13 protein-coding genes and 1 pseudogene are annotated in these 19,490 nt (G+C 72.1%); 8 read left to right on the top strand and 6 right to left on the bottom strand.

Translation table 11 applies throughout. The features are described from left to right. The first annotated feature begins 48 nt into the window (after positions 1-48). On the top strand, positions 49-1,548 hold the full coding sequence (locus tag ACIRQ9_RS26360) for a hypothetical protein (RefSeq protein ID WP_404178258.1): 1,500 nt from the start codon (positions 49-51) through the stop codon (positions 1,546-1,548). A 53-nt stretch (positions 1,549-1,601) separates the two neighbouring features. Here ACIRQ9_RS26360 and ACIRQ9_RS26355 read toward each other — a convergent pair whose 3' ends face one another. Continuing rightward, positions 1,602-3,032: a PP2C family protein-serine/threonine phosphatase gene (locus ACIRQ9_RS26355; protein ID WP_404178255.1), complete on the bottom strand. Its 1,431-nt coding sequence runs from the start codon at positions 3,030-3,032 to the stop codon at positions 1,602-1,604. A 348-nt stretch (positions 3,033-3,380) separates the two neighbouring features. On the opposite strand from ACIRQ9_RS26355, the gene ACIRQ9_RS26350 reads away from it, so the two are divergent. Beyond that, positions 3,381-3,794 carry an SsgA family sporulation/cell division regulator gene (locus tag ACIRQ9_RS26350; protein ID WP_404178252.1) on the top strand — a complete coding sequence of 138 codons (414 nt, stop codon included), beginning with the start codon at positions 3,381-3,383 and terminating at the stop codon, positions 3,792-3,794. Between the two features lie 179 nt (positions 3,795-3,973). Beyond that, positions 3,974-5,488, top strand: a pseudogene (locus ACIRQ9_RS26345) (alkaline phosphatase family protein); the annotation flags it as partial. On the opposite strand, the gene ACIRQ9_RS26340 reads toward ACIRQ9_RS26345, so the two are convergent. Then, the gene (locus ACIRQ9_RS26340; protein WP_404178249.1) at positions 5,478-6,506 is read right to left on the bottom strand and encodes a Gfo/Idh/MocA family protein; all 1,029 of its coding nucleotides are present in this window, start codon (positions 6,504-6,506) and stop codon (positions 5,478-5,480) included. The pseudogene ACIRQ9_RS26345 and the gene ACIRQ9_RS26340 overlap by 11 nt on opposite strands. Before the next feature lie 68 nt (positions 6,507-6,574). After that, positions 6,575-7,669, bottom strand: a complete 1,095-nt coding sequence (locus tag ACIRQ9_RS26335; protein ID WP_404178246.1) for a chemotaxis protein — start codon at positions 7,667-7,669, stop codon at positions 6,575-6,577. Positions 7,670-7,888: 219 nt separating this feature from the next. Here ACIRQ9_RS26335 and ACIRQ9_RS26330 point away from each other — a divergent pair, with 219 nt between their 5' ends. Both ACIRQ9_RS26330 and asnB read left to right on the top strand, forming a co-directional pair. Continuing rightward, positions 7,889-8,668, top strand: a complete 780-nt coding sequence (locus ACIRQ9_RS26330; protein WP_404178243.1) for an alpha/beta fold hydrolase — start codon at positions 7,889-7,891, stop codon at positions 8,666-8,668. Positions 8,669-9,003: 335 nt separating this feature from the next. Beyond that, positions 9,004-10,842: an asparagine synthase (glutamine-hydrolyzing) gene (asnB, locus tag ACIRQ9_RS26325; protein WP_404178240.1), complete on the top strand. Its 1,839-nt coding sequence runs from the start codon at positions 9,004-9,006 to the stop codon at positions 10,840-10,842. 7 nt (positions 10,843-10,849) lie between these two features. Here asnB and ACIRQ9_RS26320 read toward each other — a convergent pair whose 3' ends face one another. Next, entirely contained in the window at positions 10,850-12,460 is a 1,611-nt protein-coding gene (locus tag ACIRQ9_RS26320; RefSeq protein ID WP_404178237.1) for an alpha/beta hydrolase, read from the bottom strand. A 276-nt stretch (positions 12,461-12,736) separates the two neighbouring features. Here ACIRQ9_RS26320 and ACIRQ9_RS26315 point away from each other — a divergent pair, with 276 nt between their 5' ends. Together ACIRQ9_RS26315 and ACIRQ9_RS26310 are read left to right on the top strand one after the other, a co-directional pair. Then, positions 12,737-13,474: a chaplin gene (locus tag ACIRQ9_RS26315; protein WP_404178234.1), complete on the top strand. Its 738-nt coding sequence runs from the start codon at positions 12,737-12,739 to the stop codon at positions 13,472-13,474. 251 nt (positions 13,475-13,725) lie between these two features. Further along, the gene (locus tag ACIRQ9_RS26310) at positions 13,726-14,580 is read left to right on the top strand and encodes a GNAT family N-acetyltransferase (protein WP_404178231.1); all 855 of its coding nucleotides are present in this window, start codon (positions 13,726-13,728) and stop codon (positions 14,578-14,580) included. A gap of 189 nt (positions 14,581-14,769) precedes the next feature. Here the strand turns inward: ACIRQ9_RS26310 and ACIRQ9_RS26305 are convergent, their stop codons facing one another. Continuing rightward, entirely contained in the window at positions 14,770-15,030 is a 261-nt protein-coding gene (locus ACIRQ9_RS26305; RefSeq protein ID WP_404178228.1) for a GlsB/YeaQ/YmgE family stress response membrane protein, read from the bottom strand. 216 nt (positions 15,031-15,246) lie between these two features. Between ACIRQ9_RS26305 and ACIRQ9_RS26300 the strand changes: the two genes are divergently transcribed. Then, entirely contained in the window at positions 15,247-16,674 is a 1,428-nt protein-coding gene (locus tag ACIRQ9_RS26300) for a hydrolase (RefSeq protein WP_404178225.1), read from the top strand. Here the strand turns inward: ACIRQ9_RS26300 and ACIRQ9_RS26295 are convergent. Further along, entirely contained in the window at positions 16,661-19,411 is a 2,751-nt protein-coding gene (locus ACIRQ9_RS26295) for a glycosyl hydrolase 2 galactose-binding domain-containing protein (protein ID WP_404178222.1), read from the bottom strand. The two genes, ACIRQ9_RS26300 and ACIRQ9_RS26295, sit on opposite strands and share 14 nt — an antisense overlap. Positions 19,412-19,490: the final 79 nt, after the last annotated feature.

Below are 19,490 nucleotides of genomic sequence, written 5' to 3'. Positions count from 1 at the left end.
ACCTGCACGGGGCTACTGTCAACTCAGCCGAGAACCTGGGGGCTTGACGTGAGCGGACAATCCAACACCCGTCTCTCGGACCTGTTCGGCCTGGCCGGCTGGTCCAAGGGCGAACTCGCGAGGCTGGTCAACCGGCAGGCGGCGGCCATGGGCCACCCCCAGCTGTCGACCGACACCTCACGGGTGCGGCGGTGGATCGACACGGGAGAGATCCCGCGCGATCCGGTGCCGCGGGTGCTGGCGGTCCTGTTCACCGAGCGTCTCGGCCGTGTCGTGACCATCGAGGACCTCGGTCTGGTACGGCACGGGCGTGCGGGAAAACGGCCGGACGACGGGATGGCGGAACATCCCGACGGCATGCCGTGGGCGCCCGAACGAACCGCCGCGGTCCTCACCGAATTCACGGGAATGGACCTCATGCTCAACCGACGCGGCTTGGTGGGCGCGGGTGCCGCGCTCACCGCGGGATCCGTACTCAGCAGCGCCATGTACGACTGGCTGCACACCGACCCCACCCTGAAGGCCGACGCCCCCGCCCTCGACGACCCTCTGCACGCCGACCCCGCCGGGTTCGACCGCTACGAGGCCGCCCCCATCGGGTCCGAGGAGATCGAGGAACTGGAGCGTTCCGTCGAGGTGTTCCGTGCCTGGGACGCGGCCCGCGGAGGCGGGCTGCAGCGCAAGGCCGTCGTGGGACAGCTCAACGAGGTGGGCGGCATGCTCGCCTACCGCCACCCCGACCACCTCCAGCGGCGCCTGTGGGGCGTCGCCGCCAACCTGGCCGTGCTCGCGGGCTGGATGTCGCACGACATCGGCCTGGAGCCCACGGCCCAGAAGTACTTCGTCATCGCCGCGCACGCGGCCCGTGAGGGCGGCGACCGGCCGCGTGCCGGGGAGGCGCTCTCCAGGGCGGCTCGCCAGATGGTGCACATCGGCCGGCCCGACGAAGCACTCGATCTGATGAAACTCGCCCAGTCCGGCTCGGGACAGGAGGTGCTGCCGCGCACCCAGGCGATGTTCCACACCATCGAGGCGTGGGCGCAGGCGTCCATGGGCAAGGGCCAGGCGATGCGCCGCACCCTCGGCCAGGCGGAGAGCCTGTTCGTCTCGGACCGCAGCGACGTGCCGCCGCCGAGCTGGATGCAGATGTTCAACGAGGCGGACCTGTACGGCATGCAGGCCCTGGCGTACCGCACGCTGGCCGATCACGACCCGAGCGCGGCCGCGCACGCCCGGCACTACGCCGAGAAGGCGCTGACCCTCAGGGCCGACAGCAAGCAGGAGCGGTCGAAGATCTTCGACTTCCTCTCCATGGCCTCCGCCTGCTTCATCGCGGACGACCCCGAACAGGCGGGTCACTACGCGCGGTTGGCGCTGGTGTCGATGGGGTCGAACTCGTCCCACCGGACCTGGGACCGGCTGCGCCAGATGTACCGGCTCACCGCCGAGTACTCCGGCTACCCGAAGATCCAGGATCTCCGCGACGAGATCAAACTCGCGCTGCCCAAGACCAGGAACAGGGGGTCGGACAACAGCGCACAGGCGTAGAAGGCCTGGGCGCGACACCAGAATCTGGTTGATCCGGGTGGCGGCAGCCGCCCCTATTCACTCACCTTGGCGACGAGCACGCAGGCCTCGTCCTCGCGCTCGGTCTCGCCGAACTCCTCGATCACGGCCCTGACACCGTCCTGGGCGGTGGATGCCGCCCCGAACCGCGGGGACAGGCCGAGGAGACGGTCAAGGGAGTCCGCCGCGCTGTGCCCGGGCAACAGCCCGTCGGTGTGCAGCAGGAGCAGGTCGCCCGGTTCCAGGGTCACTTCGGCCTGCCCGTAACCGGCTCCCGTGGTGGCACCCAGCAGGACGCCGTCCGGCGCGTTCAGTACGCACCCCGTCCCGTCGCGGAACAGCAGCGGGGCGGGGTGTCCCGCCTGCGCCCAGGACAGGGTGCGGGTCGCGGGTCGGTAGCGGCAGCAGACGGCGCTGCCCAGGGCGGGCTGCACGGTCGCGTCGATCAGCTGGTTCAGCAGGGACATGAGCTGTCCCGGCGCGGAGCCGGCCATCGCCATGCCGCGTACGGCGCCCAGCAGCATCGTCATGCCCGAGGCGACGCCGGCCCCGTGCCCGGTGAGGCCGCCGATGCCGAGCAAAGTGTCGCCGTCGGGCAGGTCCAGCGCGTCGTACCAGTCGCCGCCGAGCGGGGTGCCGGTGCCCGACGTCAGGAGGCGGGCGGCGACGTCGAGCGTGCCCGGACCGCAGCGCTTCAGCCGCAGCGGGTCCGGCTCCGGCGGCCGCGCGGTCTCCCGCGGTCCGGGCACGGGCGGCTGCCCGGCCGGGGCCGCGCGCTGCCGGTGGCGCAGCGAGTCACGCCGCTCGCGCACGGTGCGCTGGCTGCGCCGCAGTTCGCTGACGTCCCGCAGGACGGCCCACATCGAGGCGGTGCTGCCGTCGCCGCCGAGCACGGGCTCGCCCATCATGTGCACCGTGCGGACGGTGCCGTCGGGCCGCAGGACGCGGAACTCGCCGTCTATCGGCTTGGCGTCGACCAGGCAGGCGGTGACCATCGCGGTCAGTCCCGGCCGGTCCTCGTCCACCACCAGGGCGGGCAGTTCGTCGAGGCCGAGCGCGGGCACGGCCGGGTCCCGGCCGAGGATCTGGTACAGCTCGCCGGACCAGCTGGCCTCGTCGGTCAGGAGGTTCCACTCCGCGCTGCCGACCCGGCTGAGCAGGGAGCCGTGCGGGATGCCGGAGGCGGCCGGCCGGCCCGCCGGTCCGGTGTCCGGGCCGGGCGCGGGCGGCGCGGGGCCGTCCCGCAGCTGCGCCAGGTGCTCGTCGAGGTCGTTGAGCTGATGCAGTGCCAGGTCGTACAGCGCGCGCTGCCAGCGGTCCCGGGGGTCCGAGCCGTCGCCGCGGGCGTCCCGCCGAACGGCGTCCACCTCGCCCTTGAGCCGCCGTGTCTGCGATATCAACGCCTCGACCGAGCCGCGTCCGGGCGGCTGGGCGGCGGGGCGGTCCGCGGAGACATGGGACGGCATGACGCACTCCGATGCGGGGACGGTACGGCCAGGACGGGCGGGGGACCGGTTACGACTGTTGCACAGCCTGCGACGCGTCGTAAGGGATTTGGCAACACCCGATACGGTGGTGCTTCCGGCATATGCCAGAGTCTTTTCGGGCAGGTGGACCGCCATGAAAGACGTACGCGGCCGGGTGGGCCAAGACGTAGGCGGACTACGCGACTTGACCTATTTTCAAGACTTTCCGTGTCGCGCTCGGGCGGCTGTTCGAGGCGTCCGAGCGCCCAGTGTCGCGGTCTCGGCCAACCGCGGCAACTCTGTCCGGATTTCGCGTCATGCGAAGGACACATGTGGAGTCCTACAGGCATGGACATCACTTTCGAGCAACCCGCCCGCGCCCGGCTGATCACCGCCGAGGACCAGGAGGTCCCGGTGCCCGCCACGCTCCGGTACACCTCCGGCGATCCGCTCGCCGTGTTCCTCGACTTCCCGGCCGAGGTCACGCTCGGGGGCGAGGAGGTCACCTGGACCTTCGCCCGCTCGCTCCTGGACCAGGGGCTCGACGTCCCCGCCGGGCGCGGGGACGTGCACATCTGGCCGTGCGGCCGCGGCCGCACGGCGGTCGAGTTCCACTCGCCGCACGGGCTCGCCCTGCTCCAGTTCGACACCCAGGCACTCGTGCGTTTCCTGCAGCGCACCCACGAGGTGGTGGCACCGGGGGAGGAGGACGTCGAGGGAGTCGTGGAACGGGGTCTGAGCGCTCTGTTCGGGGGCGTGTGAGCGCGGTCCCTCGGGCACGGCACGCACGTTGAATGGTGTTCACTCCCGCCTCACCGCCGCGGACCGGAGCCTGACGGACGCCTCGTGCACCCTGGCGCGTGGTGTGCCGCCCGGGCACACCCGTGACGAGGACGGGGCGAATGACACCGATCAGCCGAAGAGGCTTCGTGGGGCTGGGCGCCTACTTCTGCTCCACCCTCAGCGCCACCGGCCCCAACCGCACCTACCTGTGGAGCGGCAAGGTCGACTCCGCCAGCTACGACGGCGGCGACGAGTCGGGCCTGACCTGGCAGAACTACGCCGAGGCCCTGCAGAACGCCGGAGTGACCTGGAAGGTCTACCAGAACGCCCAGGACAACTACGGCGACAACGGCTGCGCCTACTTCGGGAACTTCGCCGGCGCCAAGGCGGGCAACCCGCTGTACGACCGGGGCATGGCCTCCGTCCCGAGGGTGACGGGCTCCACCCCTGACGACATCGCCGCCGCCATCAAGGCCGACGTCCTCGCGGGCACCCTCCCGCAGGTCTCCTGGGTGGTCGCCAACCAGGCCTTCTCCGAGCACCCCTACGCACCGCCCGGCGACGGCGCCCACTTCGTCAACCTGGTCTACCAGGCCCTCGCCGCCGACGCGGACGTCTTCGACTCGACGGTCCTGTTCCTCAACTACGACGAGAACGACGGGTTCTTCGACCACGTACCGCCCCCGGCGCCGCCCGCGGGCACGGCCGGCGAGTTCCTGAACGGGGTGCCGTACGGGTTCGGCTTCCGCGTTCCGATGATCGTCGTCTCGCCGTGGACGCGCGGCGGCTGGGTCTCCTCCGAGGTCTTCGAGCACACCTCGGTGCTGCGCTTCCTGGAGACCTGGACCACGGCCCTCGGCAAGCCCGCCGAGTGCCCCAACATCAGCGACTGGCGGCGTTCGGTGAGCGGCGACCTGACCGGCGTCTTCGACTTCGCCCACCCGGTCCCCGGCGCCGTGGCCCTGCCCGCGACCGGCGTCATCGGCCTCTCCACCTGCGGTCCGCTGCCCAACCCGGTGCCCACCACCAACGCCCTGCCCGCCCAGGAGCCCGGCACCCGCCCGGCCCGCGCGCTGCCCTACCAGCCCAACGGGTACCTGGACCGCCTGGAGTTCGGGACCGCCGGCAAGATCCTCGCCTGGTTCACCATGGCCAACCAGGGCGCCCCGGCCACCCGTGCGGCGCACCTCTCCCTCCACCCGAACGCCTACCGGGACACCACGCCGTGGCAGTACACGGTGGCCGCGGGCGGCACCGCCTCCGACTCCTTCAACATCGGCACGGGGTACGGCGCCGGCAAGTACGACCTGAGCATGGTCGGCCCCAACCGGTTCCTGCGCCGCTTCCAGGGCGACGCCACCAAGGCGGGCAAGTCGGCCGAGGTGAGCGCCCGTTACACCGTGGAGCCCGGCACCGGCAAACTCGCCGTCTGGTTCAGGATGACCAACTCGGGCTCCGCGTCGGTGAAGTTCACCATCACGTCGAACAACTACCGCACCGACGGCCCCTGGACGTACCAGGTGGCCGCCGGCGCCTCGACCGAGGACTACTTCAACGCCGTGGCCTACCAGAACGGCTGGTACGACTTCACGGTCACGGTGGACTCCGACGCGACCTGGTCGCGCCGGTTCACCGGCCACCTGGAGACCGGCGCCGCGAGCGTCAGCGGCTGACGTCCGCGGCGTACAGGTCCGGGCGCGGTGCGAGTCCGACGGTCGTACGGCCGCCGGACTCCAGCGCCCGGACCCCCGCCTCGGCGACCACGGAGGACGCGTACCCGTCCCAGACGCTCGGTCCGGTGACCAGGCCCTGGCGGGTGGCGTCCACCCAGGACTGCACCTCGCGGTCGTAGGCGTCGGCGAACCGCACCAGGTAGTCCTGGGGAACCTCCTCGCGGGCCGCGCCCGCGGCGGTGACCAGCAGGGAGTGGTCCTCCCCGATCCGCGCGCTGCCCCGCTCGCAGACGGCCTCGCAGCGCACCTGGTAGCCGAAGCCGCAGTTGACGAAGATCTCGACGTCCACCAGGGCGCCGCCCTCGGTCTCGAAGAGCACCAGCTGCGGGTCGAGCAGCCCCTCGGGGGCGCCCGCGGAGGGCCGCGGCCGCAGCACGGTCACCGCGGTCAGCTCCTGGCCGAGCAGCCAGCGGGACGCGTCGATCTCGTGCGAGACCGAGCTGTTGATCAGCATGGCGCTGGTGAAGCCGGGCGGCGAGGACACGTTGCGGTGGATGCAGTGCAGCATCAGCGGCCGGCCCAGGCTGCCGCCGTCCAGCAGCGTCTTGAGCCGGCGGTACTCGGCGTCGTAGCGGCGCATGAACCCGATCTGCGCCAGCCGGCGGCCGAGCCGGGCCTCGGCCTCCACGACGCGGAGCGCTCCGGTGGAGTCCGGCACCATGGGCTTCTCGCACAGCACCGGCAGCCCGCGGGCGAAGGCCGCGAGCAGCGGCTCCTCGTGCGCCGGGCCGGGCGAGGCGATCAGCACGGCCTCCACACCGGGTGCCTCCAGGGCGGCCAGCGGATCGGCGTGGACGGTGACTGCGTCCAGGCCGGCCGCCGCCGCCTTGGCGCGGTCCAGGTCGGGATCGGCGACAGCGGCCACCCGCGCGCCGCTCACCACCCGGTCGAGGCGTCGTATGTGGTCGGCACCCATGTGTCCGGCACCCAGTACCGCGACGCCCAGCGGCTCAGCCACGCCCACACTCCCTTGTCAGCCGGCGATCACGCTGCAGAGCCTAGACGTCGGCCGGGCGGGCGGGCCGGTCAGTACCGGAGCACCCCGGCGATGCCGTCCTCGTCGTCCAGGGTGCCGTCGGGGACGAAGCGGACGTCGGCACCGGTCTCCAGGCACTGCTCGACGATCTCGTCCACGATGTCGTCGCGGGCGTCGAGGTCGCCGCTCGCGGCCGGGACCAGGTGGTCGCCGTCGTCCCGCACGGTCGCGCGGTAGTTCTCCTCGACGGCCAGCAGCCGGACGCGGCCCTCGCGGGCGCTCTGCCAGACCTCGTCGACACCGGCCGCGAACGTCCGGCGGCCACGGGCCGATTCGAGTTCCCGCGTCACCGAGGCGGTGTTGCGCCGGGAGTCCGCGTCCAGCAACGGCTGGATCACCTGCCACACGGCCTCCGGACCGGCGTGCGTGAGCCCTCCGTGCTGCACCGGGACGGTGTAGCGGGCGACGTTGCCGAACTCCTCCCACAGGGAGAGCGCGGCCTGCACGCCGGTGACGAAGAGGCGCCTCGGCTCCTCGCGCAGCAGCGCGGCCATCATGGTGTCCGCGTCCCGCAGGAAGCGTTTGGTGTCCTCGTCGCGGAAGGTGCTCGGCATGTCGCCGATGCGCTGCAGCCGTTCGGCGTCGAAGTTCTCCTGGCTGCGGGTCATCGGGAAGCCGCCGGCCCTGCTCTCGGTGACCCGGTCGACGCCGCCGTTCCACAGCGTGACGCGGTCGGCCGAGATCGACAGCACCCAGAACGGCCGCTCGGCGGCCTGGGCGGAGACCAGGTTGCGGGTGAGGAAGGTGTCCGAGAGCACCACGCGCTCGGGCACGCTGCGGGCCAGCGACCACACCTGGTGCTCGCCGGGCGCGGCGAAGATCACCAGGCCGTCCTCGGCGTGCGCCAGATCGATCTCGGCGAGGGCCCGGTCCAGCTGGTCGAAGACGTCGCTGCGGCGCTCGCGGGAGACCGCGGGATCGGTTTCCAGCTGCTTCTTCGCCTCGGCCACGACGTTGCGCAGCCGGACGGGATCCTGTGCGTTGTCGGGCTCGCGACGGTGCGTGGGCGTCAGCACCGAGACGGCGGGGTAGGGGCGCGGGCGGCGCAGCTCGGCGAGGGTCGTAGGACTGAGTGCGTGCTCCATATCAGCACCATAGGGCGGATTCGCCGGTGCGGCATTTGGGGTAATCGGCCCCCGGGAGACCGCCCTGGGGCGAGACCGGTCCCGTGCCGTCGCCGAGCGGGCCGCGGCGGTCATCGGGCGGGCGCCGTGACCGTGTTGAGGCCGGCCCGTCGATGACGGCAGCCCGCGCGGACGGATACCGTACCCGTCAGTAACCGGATCGCGCCCCAGGAGGCCCCCATGCCGCAGCTCGAAGTCGACGGAGCGGCACTGACGTACGACGACGAGGGCCCCCGGGACGGCGCCGCCGCGCCCCTGGTGTTCCTCCACGGCTGGACCGCCGACCGGCACCGCTGGGACCACCAGATGGCGCACTTCGGCCGGAGCCGCCGCGTGATCCGGCTCGACCTGCGCGGTCACGGCGAGAGCACCGGCGCAGGAGTGCGGACGATCGCCGAGCTGGCCGAGGACGTCGTGGCGCTCCTCGGCCACCTGGAGGTGGACCGCTTCGTGCCCGTCGGCCACTCCATGGGCGGAATGATCTCCCAGACCCTCGCGCTCGGCCACCCGGCGCGGATCGAGCGGATGGTGCTGGTCAACTCCATCGGCAGGATGACCTACAGCCGCGGGCGCGGCCTGCTGATGGCGGCTTCCACCCTGGTGCCCTTCAAGCTGTTCGTCGCGGCCAACATCCAGCGCGCCTTCGCCCCTGGCCATCCGCGCGAGGAGATCCGGGAGTACGTCCGCGCGTCCGCCGGCACCCCGCGCGAGGTCGTGATGACGCTGTACGGCGCCATGCGGGCCTTCGACGTCCTGGACCGGGCGGCGGAGATCACCGCGCCCACGCTGATGGTGCACGGCTACCACGACGTCCAGCTGCCGGTCGGGCAGATGCTGCGGATGGCCAAGGCCTACCCGGACGCCGAGGTCCGGATCATCGACGCGGGCCACGAGCTGCCCGTGGAGCGGCCGGCCGAACTGACGGCGGCCCTCGACCGCTTCCTGGCGACCGCGGCCTGAGCGCGGGGGACCAATGCGTCCCGAGTCCGGCGCCCCGGAGAAACCCGGGGCGCCGGTTCCGTTTGGCGAACATTTTGCAGTTGGCCTGTTCCGGGCGGCCGGGCCCGGTGTGAGGCGGCGGCGCGGGCCCGGCGCGGGCCCAGGACGGGCAAAGCGCGGCCGAAAGGGTGGGGCGAGGGGGCCGTTCGTGTTACGGCCAGGTTGACCGGCCGAGGTCCCGGGCGCACGCTCGTTATATAGGTGCTGAATACAAGTGGTTCGCTTGGGCAATCGGCTCCGCCGTGGAACCGCAGGTGGCGCGTGTCGCCCGGCCGACCGGCAGCAGGAGGTAACGCATGTGTGGCATCACCGGCTGGGTCTCCTTCGACCGTGATCTCACCACCGAGGCCCGCGCATTGGATGCGATGACGGAGACCATGGCCTGCCGCGGCCCCGACGACCGGGGCACCTGGAGCGAGGGCCCCGCCGCCCTCGGCCACCGTCGGCTCGCGATCATCGACCTGCCCGGCGGCCGCCAGCCCATGAGCGTCCGCACCCCGGACGGAACCGTCGCCATGGTCTACTCCGGCGAGGCCTACAACTTCACCGAGATGCGCCGCGAACTCGCCGACCGCGGGCACGAGTTCATCACCGACTCCGACACGGAGGTGGTGCTGCACGGCTACCTGGAGTGGGGCGACGCCGTCGCCGAGCGGCTGAACGGCATGTACGCCTTCGCCGTCTGGGACGGCCGCCACGACACGCTCGTGATGATCCGCGACCGCATGGGCATCAAGCCGTTCTACATGTTCCCGACCCCGGACGGTGTCCTGTTCGGCTCCGAGCCCAAGGCGATCCTGGCCAATCCGCTGATCCGCCCCCGGGTCGGACTGGACGGCCTGCGCGAGCTGTTCACCATGGTCAAGACCCCCGGGCACGCCGTGTGGGAGGGCATGCGCGAGGTGGAACCGGGCACCGTCGTCACCGTCGACCGCCGCGGCATCCGCACCCGGACGTACTGGCGGCTGGAGACCCGCCCGCACACCGACGACCGGGACACCACCGTCGCCACCGTCCGCGAACTCCTCGACGACATCGTGCGCCGCCAGCTGGTCGCCGACGTGCCCCGCTGCACCCTGCTCTCCGGCGGCCTCGACTCCTCCGCCATGACCGCCCTGGCCGCCCGGCAGCTCGCCGCGCAGGGCGAGAAGGTCCGCAGCTTCGCCGTCGACTTCGTCGGCCAGACCGACAACTTCGTCGCCGACGAGCTGCGCGGCACCCCCGACACGCCCTTCGTGCACGACGTGGCCCGGCTCGCCCGCACCGACCACCAGGACATCGTCCTCGACGTGAACAGCCTCGCCGACCCCGCCGTCCGCGAGCGGGTCATCCGGGCCCGCGACGTGCCCGCCGGGTTCGGCGACATGGACGCCTCGCTCCTGCTGCTCTTCCGGGCGGTCCGCGACCAGTCCACGGTCGCGCTGTCCGGGGAGTCGGCCGACGAGGTGTTCGGCGGCTACCTGCAGTTCTTCGACGAGGACGCCCGCAAGGCGGACACCTTCCCCTGGCTGTTCTCGATGGGCCGGCACTTCGGCGACGACACCGAGGTCCTGCGCACCGACCTCACCAAGTCCCTCGACCTGGAGTCCTACATCGCCGACGGCTACCGCTCCGCCGTCACCGGCGTCCAGCGCCTGGACGGCGAGAGCGACTTCGAGTTCCGGATGCGCCGGATGAGCTACCTGCACCTGACCCGCTTCGTCCGCATGCTGCTCGACCGCAAGGACCGGATGAGCATGGCCGTGGGCCTGGAGGTCCGGGTGCCGTTCTGCGACCACCGGCTGGTGGAGTACGTCTACAACGTGCCCTGGGCCCTGAAGTCCTTCGACGGCCGTGAGAAGACCCTGCTGCGCGAGGCCACCCGGGACGTCCTGCCGCAGTCCGTGTACGACCGGGTCAAGAGCCCCTACCCGTCCACCCAGGACCCCGAGTACGGCCGGGCGCTCCAGGACCAGGTCAAGGCCCTGCTGGCCCGACCCGACCACCGGGTCTTCGAGCTCGTCGACCGCGAGAAGGCGGACCGTGCGGCCCACCGGACCGGGCTCGGCAGCCAGAGCGCCCGGCGCGGCCTGGAACGCACCCTCGACCTGGCCCACTGGCTCGACCTCTACGCCCCCGAGCTCACGCTGTCCTGAGCGGGGGTCAGTCCGGCGGCCCGGCGGCGGCACCGGGCCCGCCGGCGTCCGCCGGGCAGGAACTGCCGTCGGCCGGCAGCGTGCCGTACAGCAGGAAGTCGTCGACCTTGCCCTGCACGCACCGCGAGGACGTGTAGCCGGTGTGGCCGTCACCCCTGTTGTCCAGCACCACGGCCGACGGCCCGAGCCGCTTCGCCGTCTCGACCGTCCAGCGGTAGGGCGTCGCCGGGTCGCCGCGCGTGCCCACCAGCAGCATCGGCGCCGTCGCCACGTCCTTCACCTCGTCGCGGATGAAGTTGGTGCCGCGCGGCCGGCCGTAGCACAGCAGCATCTGGGTGAGGCGGACCCGGCCGAAGACCGGGGAGGTCCGCTGGTACTCCTCGCCGAGCCGCCCGATGTCCTCGGTGATCCGCCGGGCGCTCGGCCGGTCGGGGTCGTCGGCGCAGCTGATCGCCATCAGGGCCGCCGACAGGTTGTCCACCGGGATGTCGGCGCCGCTCGCCGTCGCGCTGCCGGGCCGCTGCCCGACGGGCAGGGAGTAGCCGCCCGACGCGACGTTCTGCACGCCCCGGGTGTCGCCGTCCTCGATCAGGGAGGCCAGCGCCCGCTCCAGCAGCGACCAGAGGTCACGGCCGTACAGGCCCTGGCCGATGGCGCCCACCAGGTCCTGGCCGGAGAAGGAGCCGCCGAAGTCGGACGGCACCGGGTTCCGGTCCAGCGAGCGGACCAGGTCCACCACTGCCTCCCCGGCCTTCCGCCGGTCCTGGCCGAAGGGACAGCCCCGGTCGGTGACGCACCAGTCGAGGAAGTCGTCGAGCGCCGTCTGCTGCCCCTGGGCGCCCGCCACCCCCTGTTCGGCCAGCGACTCGGTCAGGGTGTCCACGCCGTCCAGGGCCATCCGGCCCACCTTGTCCGGGAACTGGGCCGCGTACACCGCGCCGAGCCTGGTGCCGTACGAGAAGCCGAGGTAGTTCAGCTTCTCGTCGCCGAGCGACTGGCGGATGACGTCCAGGTCCCGGGAGGCGTTCACGGTGCCTATGTGGGACAGCACCGGCCCGGAGTGCGCGGTGCAGCGGGCCGTCAGCTGTTCGAGGACCTTCATCAGGGCCTGCGGATGGGCGACGTCGGGAATCTTGCCGGTGCCCGAGTCGTCCGAGGGGTCGGTGGGATCGTCGCCGCAGGTGACGGGGGCGGAGCGGCCGACCCCGCGCGGATCGAAGCCGACGACGTCGTAGCCGTTGGTCAGGCCCATGAAGTCCTTGCCGGACAGCCCGAGCCCGCTGACGCCCGAGCCGCCGGGTCCGCCGAAGTTCAGCAGCACCGAGCCCCGTGACGGCCCGGTCGCCCGGTAGCGGGACAGCGCCAGGTCGATGGTGCCCTCGGCGGGCTTCGCGTAGTCGAGCGGCACGGTCACCCTGGCGCACTGCATGTCCTTGGGCAGCGCCGCGTCCTGGCACGCCGTCCAGCGGGCCTTCTGCCGGTAGAAGCGGGTGAGGTCCGGGGGCTCGGCGCCCGCCGCCGCGGCCGCGGGCAGTCCCGCGCCGATCAGGGCCAGCGCGACGGCTCCGGCGCCGGCGCAGCGACGCACGGCGGGCCGGGTCTGGGGCATGGCCGGCATCGAGCCTCCGGTGACACTCCGTGACGGACCGGGAACGGAACTCCGCCCACCATAAGCGGGTCCCGGTGGGGGCGCCTCCGGGCGGACGGACCCGGCCGGGGCGCCGTGTCCTGCGACGATCACCGGCTTCTGACCCCTTACACGGTTTTGCCCCGAGTTCGATATCGGTGTCACTCGATGGGGTGAAATGTGGATAAGCCATAACTCACCCGACGCATTGCCGGTTTATCCGGTGCGGGCGAGCGCCCGTGACAATGTCTGGAAGGCAGGGAGCCTATGAAACGGGTTACCCGAAACGGTGTGATCGCCGTCGCCGCCGCCTCCGGTGCGATGGCCATGGCGGTCCCGTCCTGGGCCGACTCGGGCGCGGACGGCACCGCGGCCGGTTCGCCCGGAGTGATCTCCGGCAACGGCATTCAGCTCCCGGTGCACGTCCCGGTGAGCGTGTGCGGGAACACCGTGAACGTGGTGGGGCTGCTGAATCCGTCGGCCGGAAACACCTGCGCGAACGTGGGCGGCGGCACCGGTGACGGCAGGTCCGGCACCTCGGCCGGGTCCGGCGGCACCGCCGCCACCGGCGGCAAGTCCGCGGGCACCGGCGGCGGTTCGGCCACCACGGGCGGTGGCGCGTCGGCGCGGGGCGCCGAGGAGGACTCGCCCGGAGTGCTCTCCGGCAACGGCATCCAGTTGCCGGTCGACCTCCCGGTGAACGTGAGCGGCAACAGCGTGAACGTGGTCGGGGCACTCAATCCGGCCATCGGCAACACCTCCGTGAACACCTCCGGCGAGCACCCGAGCACGCCGGAGACCCCGACCCCGGAGCCGCCGAGCACCCCGCCGGTCAAGGCGCACCCCGCCCCCAAGCCGGTCGAGGCCGTCGAGCCGCCGGCCGCGACGGCGTCGCTCGCCCACACCGGAGCGGGTCTGACGGGTGCCGCCGCCGCGGGCAGTGCGGCACTGCTGCTCGCCGGCACCGTTCTGCACCGGCGCTTCCGCCCGGATCGCACGCGCTGACCCGCGGCGCGCCGCCGAGGCGGTGCGCCGGGATCCGTGCCCACGGACCCCACCGGACCCCGACCGGTGGGGCCCGCGCCGCGCACGCGTCCCGGCGCACCGCCCCGGCCGCCAGGCCGTCCCCGCGCCCCGCCGGGCGCGGGGACGGCCTGATCCCGGCGTGGTGCCGGGCCCGGTGATCGGGAAGGATGCTGCGGACGCGGCGCCGGCCGCCGCGACCGCCCGTCCCCGCAGTCGAACGGAGCACGCCGATGCCCTCCCCGGCCCCCCAGGACCTCGTCGTCACCCAGGCCACGCCCGAGGACTGGCCGGTGGTCCGCGACTGGGCCGTGGACGAGGGCTGGAACCCCGGGTTGTCGGACCTCCCCGCCTTCTTCGCCCAGGATCCCGACGGGTTCTTCGTCGGCCGCGTCGAGGGCGTACCGGTCTCGGCCGTCTCCGTCGTCACCTACGACGCCGACTACGCCTTCCTCGGCTGGTACCTGGTCCGCCCCGACCGGCGCGGCCGCGGCCACGGCCTCACCACCTGGAAGACCGCGCTCGCGCACGCCGGCACCCGCACGGTCGGCCTCGACGGGGTGGTCGCCCAGCAGGACAACTACCGCCGGTCGGGGTTCGAACCGGCCTACCGCACCGCCCGGTTCGTCGGCGCGGCACCGGCCGCCGACGTTCCCGCGGGTGTCCGCCCGGCCCGCGCCGCCGACCTGCCGGCGCTCATCGCCTACGACGGCCTCTGCTGCCCCGCCGACCGCCCGCGGTTCCTCGCGGCCTGGCTCACCGCCCCCGGCCACCGGGCCTTCGTCCGGCACGACGGCGACCGCCTCACCGGATACGGCGTGATCCGTCCCGGCCACGACTGCCTGCGCGTGGGCCCCCTGTTCGCCGACACCGCCGAGGACGCACGGGCCCTGTTCACCGCCCTCATGGCGCAGGCGGCCGGCGCCGAGGTCGCCGTCGACGTGCCGGAGACCAGCGCGGCCGGCGTCGCCCTCGCCGAAGAGGCCGGATTCACCCCGTCGTTCGAGACCGCCCGGATGTACACCGGCCCGGTCCGCGACCACGCCCTGGAGCGCGTCTTCGGGGTGACGACACTCGAACTCGGCTGACCCGGCCGGCCGCCGCCCGCCTGCTTGGCCGCGGTACGGCCGCAGGGCGGCCGGCAGGGACTCTCTCCCCGCGGTCGCCCTGGAGCGTTCCGCGTGCGTGTGGAGGGAGGAACGTGTGACGTGACCGGGCAGGTCACCCGGGGGGCCGGGCGGCCTGACCCCGGCGGCAGGCGGCCCGGTCCTCCCGTCTCACCGGCGGCGGCTGCGGTCGAGCGCCGCGATGCCGAGCGCCGCCAGCGCGATCTGGATGAACCACTCGATCCAGTCCGGCCCCTTGGTGTCCGCCACGCCGAAGCCGGCCGCGATCGCCGAGCCCACCAGGGCCGCCACGATGCCGACGACGATGGTCAGCAGGACGCCGATGTGCTGGCGGCCGGGAACGACCAGGCGTCCCAGCACACCGATGATGATTCCGATGATGATGGCACTGATGATGCCCGAGATCTCCATGTCCGCCCCTCTTCGTCGGGTCCCGCTGACATCAAATCTGCCCGCTCAGTTCGCGGGCAGTCCCGTCGGGTTGTTACAGCGGTTTTCTGTTCACCGATCAGACATGCCATGTACCTTTCAATCAGTCGACGCGTGTAGAAATCTCGACCACGTTCTACGCGCGAAGAGTTGGCGCCCCCACCGCCTCTACCCCACCCCCTCATGGAGGTTCGCCGGATGTTCGGATCCAGCAGATCCCGCCACAGAATCACCACCGCCCTCGCCGGGTTCGCCCTGCTCACCGCGGGCACCGCCCTCCAGGTCGGCACCGCGGCCGCGCCCGCGCACGCGGCCACCACCTACCGCGTCCTGTTCGACGACGGCCATGCCGAGGAGGCCGGCAACGCGGACTGGATCATCTCCACCAGCAAGCCCGACCCGCTCTCCCAGGACTCCTCGCCGTCCTCGGAGACGGACTGGACCGGCGCCCTCTCGTCCTGGGGCGTCGCCCTCCAGAAGACCGGCGGCTACAGCCTGAAGACGGCCACCAGCGCGCTGTCGTACGGCGGTTCGTCGACGACCGACCTGTCCAAGTTCGACGCGCTGGTCCTGCCGGAGCCCAACACGCTGTTCACGAGCGCCGAGAAGACGGCCATCATGAACTTCGTCAAGAACGGCGGCGGCCTGTTCATGGTCTCCGACCACACCGGCGCGGACCGCAACAACGACGGCTACGACGCCGTCGAGATCTTCAACGACCTGATGACGAACAACAGCGTCGACTCGACCGACCCGTTCGGCTTCTCGATCGACTCGCTCGACATCAGCTCCGGGTACCCGGCCGCGATCAGCGACAGCACCAACCCGGTCCTGCACGGCTCCTTCGGCACCGTCACCAAGAGCCTGATCGCCGACGGCACCACCGCGACCCTGAAGCCGTCCGACAACTCCGCCGTCAAGGGCCTCGTCTACCGCAGCGGTTACTCGGGCAACACCGGCGCCTTCTTCGCCACCAGCACCTTCGGCAGCGGCCGGGTCGCCTTCTGGGGCGACAGTTCACCGATCGACGACGGCACCGGCCAGTCGGGCAACACGCTCTACGACGGCTGGAACGACAGCGGTGCCACCAACGCGGCCCTCGCCCTGAACGCCACCGCCTGGCTCGCCGGCGGAGGCAGCGGCGGGGGAGGCGGTGGCGGTGGTGGCGGCACCTGCACCGCCGCCCAACTGCTCGGCAACCCGGGCTTCGAGTCCGGCAACACGACCTGGACCGGCAGCAGCGGGGTCATCACCAACTCCAGCGGCGAGGCCGCCCGCACCGGCTCCTACAAGGCCTGGCTCGACGGCTACGGATCCGCCCGCACCGACACCCTGTCCCAGTCGGTGACCATCCCGGCCGGCTGCTCCGCGACCCTCAGCTTCTACCTGCACGTGGACACCGCGGAGACCACCACCAGCACCGCCTACGACAAGCTGACGGTGACCGCGGGATCCACCACCCTGGCCACGTACTCGAACCTGAACGCGGCCTCCGGATACGTCCTGAAGAGCTTCGACGTCTCCTCCCTCGCGGGCACCACGGCCACCGTCAAGTTCACCGGCGTCGAGGGATCGACCCTCCAGACGTCCTTCGTCCTCGACGACACCGCGCTCAAGGTGAGCTGAGCGGGACGGACGGTTCCGGCGCTCCCGCCGGAACCGTCCGCTCCACCGCGTTCCAGCCGGAGACCCGCACCCGGGGCTCCGAGCCGTGCAGGTCGGCGGTCCGGTAGGTCGCGGTCAGGGTCGCCGACTCGCCGGGCCACAGGCTCACCTCGTTGTCCGACCAGCGGACCGGCAGCACGGGCTTCCCGCCGGCGTCGACCAGGTGGACGTCCGTCAGCAGGGCCGGGGTCTTGCCGGTGCCCGTGTTGCGGACGGTGACCGTGGTGGCCGACGTGCCGCCGGCCTCCGTCGTCGACGCCGTCGCCGTGACCGGGACCCGGTCCATCGAGGACAGCCCCGTCAGGTCGGCGGAACCGGTCGTCGGGGTGTGCCACCAGTCGGTCTTCGCCCAGTCGAGGGTGTCGGGCCTGGTGGAGAGCCAGTAGACGTTGCGGCTCACCTCCCGGCCGCTCGCGTCCGTCAGGACCAGCCGTGCCAGATAGGTGGACGGCAGCCCGCTCACCGACGCGGGCACGGTGAGGGCGGTGGTGTGCGCGCCGTCGCCCTCGACCGAGAGACCGGTGGCCGTCCTGTCGTACCGCTGCGTGCCGTCCGGGTCGAAGAGCGTCACCCGCGCGGTGAGGCCTGACGCCTTGGCGTGCCGGTTGTTCACCACGGCCACCGTGCGGTCGTCGTAGGAGTACTGGACGTGCAGCGGCTCGTTGGCCTTCTTCGCGCCGAAGTAGGCCCCGCCCTGGTCGAGGTAACGGTCCATCAACTGCCAGTGCAGGGACGTCCAGCCGCTGTTGAACATCCAGTAGACGACCCCGGTCGACGGCTTGTCGGCGTCGGTCTGGTTGCGGCCGTACGCCTCGTACTGGGCGCGGACGTTCTCGTACTGCGCGAGCTGCGCCTTGCGGACGTAGTCGGTGAGGCTCTTCGGGGCGCCGTACCGGCCGCTGAGGGCGGCGTCGTAGACCTTGAGCGTGCCGAAGACCGGTGAGGGGGAGCGGTGGTACTGCTTGAGGTCCGGGTTCTTCCAGAGGGTGCCGAGCTCCGCCGGGGTCATCATGCGGCGCAGGGTGTCCAGGGTGGGGATGTCCGGGCCCGCGCTGGTCTCGGAGTTGAAGCCGGTGGCGCCGCCCTCCCGCTTGGCGTACCAGTAGCCCGGCGGGATCCAGTCGTAGGGCCCGGTCATCTTCATGCCTGAACTGCCGAGCTGGGGCGTGGAGTTGTCGGAGGCGGCGGAGACCACGGGAACGGACCAGTCGGCCCCGCGCAGCGCGTCCAGGTAGATCTTCTCGATCTTCGCGTCGGGAGCGAAGTCGCTGCCGATCAGGAAGGAGACGACGCTCGGATGGTCCCGCAGCCGGGCGGCCTCCGCGGCCATCGAGGCCCGGGCGACCGGGTAGTCGGCGGCGGTCCACTTCTCGCCCCGCTCACCGTCGCCGTTGACCTGGCCCTCCCACTTGTCGCAGCACTCCCAGCCGGGCAGCGTGAGGATGCCGTACCGGTCGGCGAGGTCGAAGAACTCGTCGGGCTCGATGTGGCCTTCCAGGCGGATCGTGTTCAGCCCCAGGTCGAGCGCGTACTTCAGGCGGTCCTCGACGTAGGTCGTGTCCCAGCGCAGGAACTCGTCCGGAGACCAGCCGCCGCCCTTGATCAGCAGCCTGCGGCCGTTGACCGAGTACTGGCGGGCGCCGTCGGAGTTCAGCGGAGCCCGGACGTCGCGGATGCCGAAGGTCTCGTGCGCGGTGTCCGACGCCGTGCCGGCGACGGAGGCGGTGAGGTCGAGGTCGTACAGCGGCTGGCCGCCCATGCCGGCCGGCCACCACACCTTCGGGGAGGCGATGCGCAGGCCGGGGACGTCGGCGGGGGTGAACGTGACGGTCCTGCTCTGGTGGGCGTCGAGCGCGACCGACCTGGTCACGGCCACTCCGGCGACCGTGCCGGAGACCTGTGCGGTGACCGGCCGGTCGGAGTCGTTGCGGGCCTCGGCCTTCACCGTCAGGTCGGCGGTGGCCAGGGAGGGCACCGCCAGCTTCGTCACCACGTGCGCGTCGCGCAGCGCCACCGGGCCGCCGCGCCGGACCAGGACGTCACGGACGATGCCCATGTTCTGGTCCGGCGGCGGCTGCAGCCAGTCGATCCAGCCCATGGTCAGGTTCTTGTCCGGGTCGTTGGGCCGGATCCGGAAGGCGACCGTGTTGGTCCCGGCCCGGACCAGCGAGGTGACGTCCAGCTCGTGATGCGTGTAGGCGCCGGTGACGTCGGCGGTGGTCGCGACGCGGTGGCCGTTGACGTACACGTCGGCCGCCGAGATCACGCCGCTGAAGTCCAGGTAGGTGCGGCGGGAGGTGTCCCTCACGGTGAAGTCGCTGCGGTACCACCAGGGCACCTGGAACGGCGACTTGGTGATCTTCTGCAGGTTGGTGGAGACGAACGGGTCGTCGTAGGCGCCGTCGGCGAGGAGCGCGGCCAGCACCGTCGAGCGGGGGCCCGCCGGATACCAGCCCCGGGCCGGATAGCCGGGGGAGGAGACCGCCTCCGCGGAGTCGCCCACGTCGGCCGTCGAGCGGATCGCGTAGCCGGACAGCGGGGTCTGCGATCCGGCGGCGGACGGCACACGGGTGATCCGGGCGGCCCCGTGGGCCGGGTCGCGGCCCGTGGCCCAGGCGCTCGTGTTGAGTGAACCGAGCAGGCCCAGGGCCAGGGCGGCCGTGGCGAGGCGATGTGCGGGGGCACGGCGAGGGAACACGGTGGTCTCCAGGCTCGTAAAGTTAGGAAACTTTACTAACTCGGCTCAAGCTAGGGTCCCGGAAGGGCGGTGTCAAACA

The sequence above is a fragment of the Streptomyces sp. NPDC101237 genome (genome assembly GCF_044767465.1).
GTDB classification, from domain to species: Bacteria; Actinomycetota; Actinomycetes; order Streptomycetales; family Streptomycetaceae; genus Streptomyces; species Streptomyces gramineus.
The sequence above is the reverse complement of the archived record's forward strand: the minus strand, read 5'-3'. Positions and strand labels throughout refer to the sequence as shown.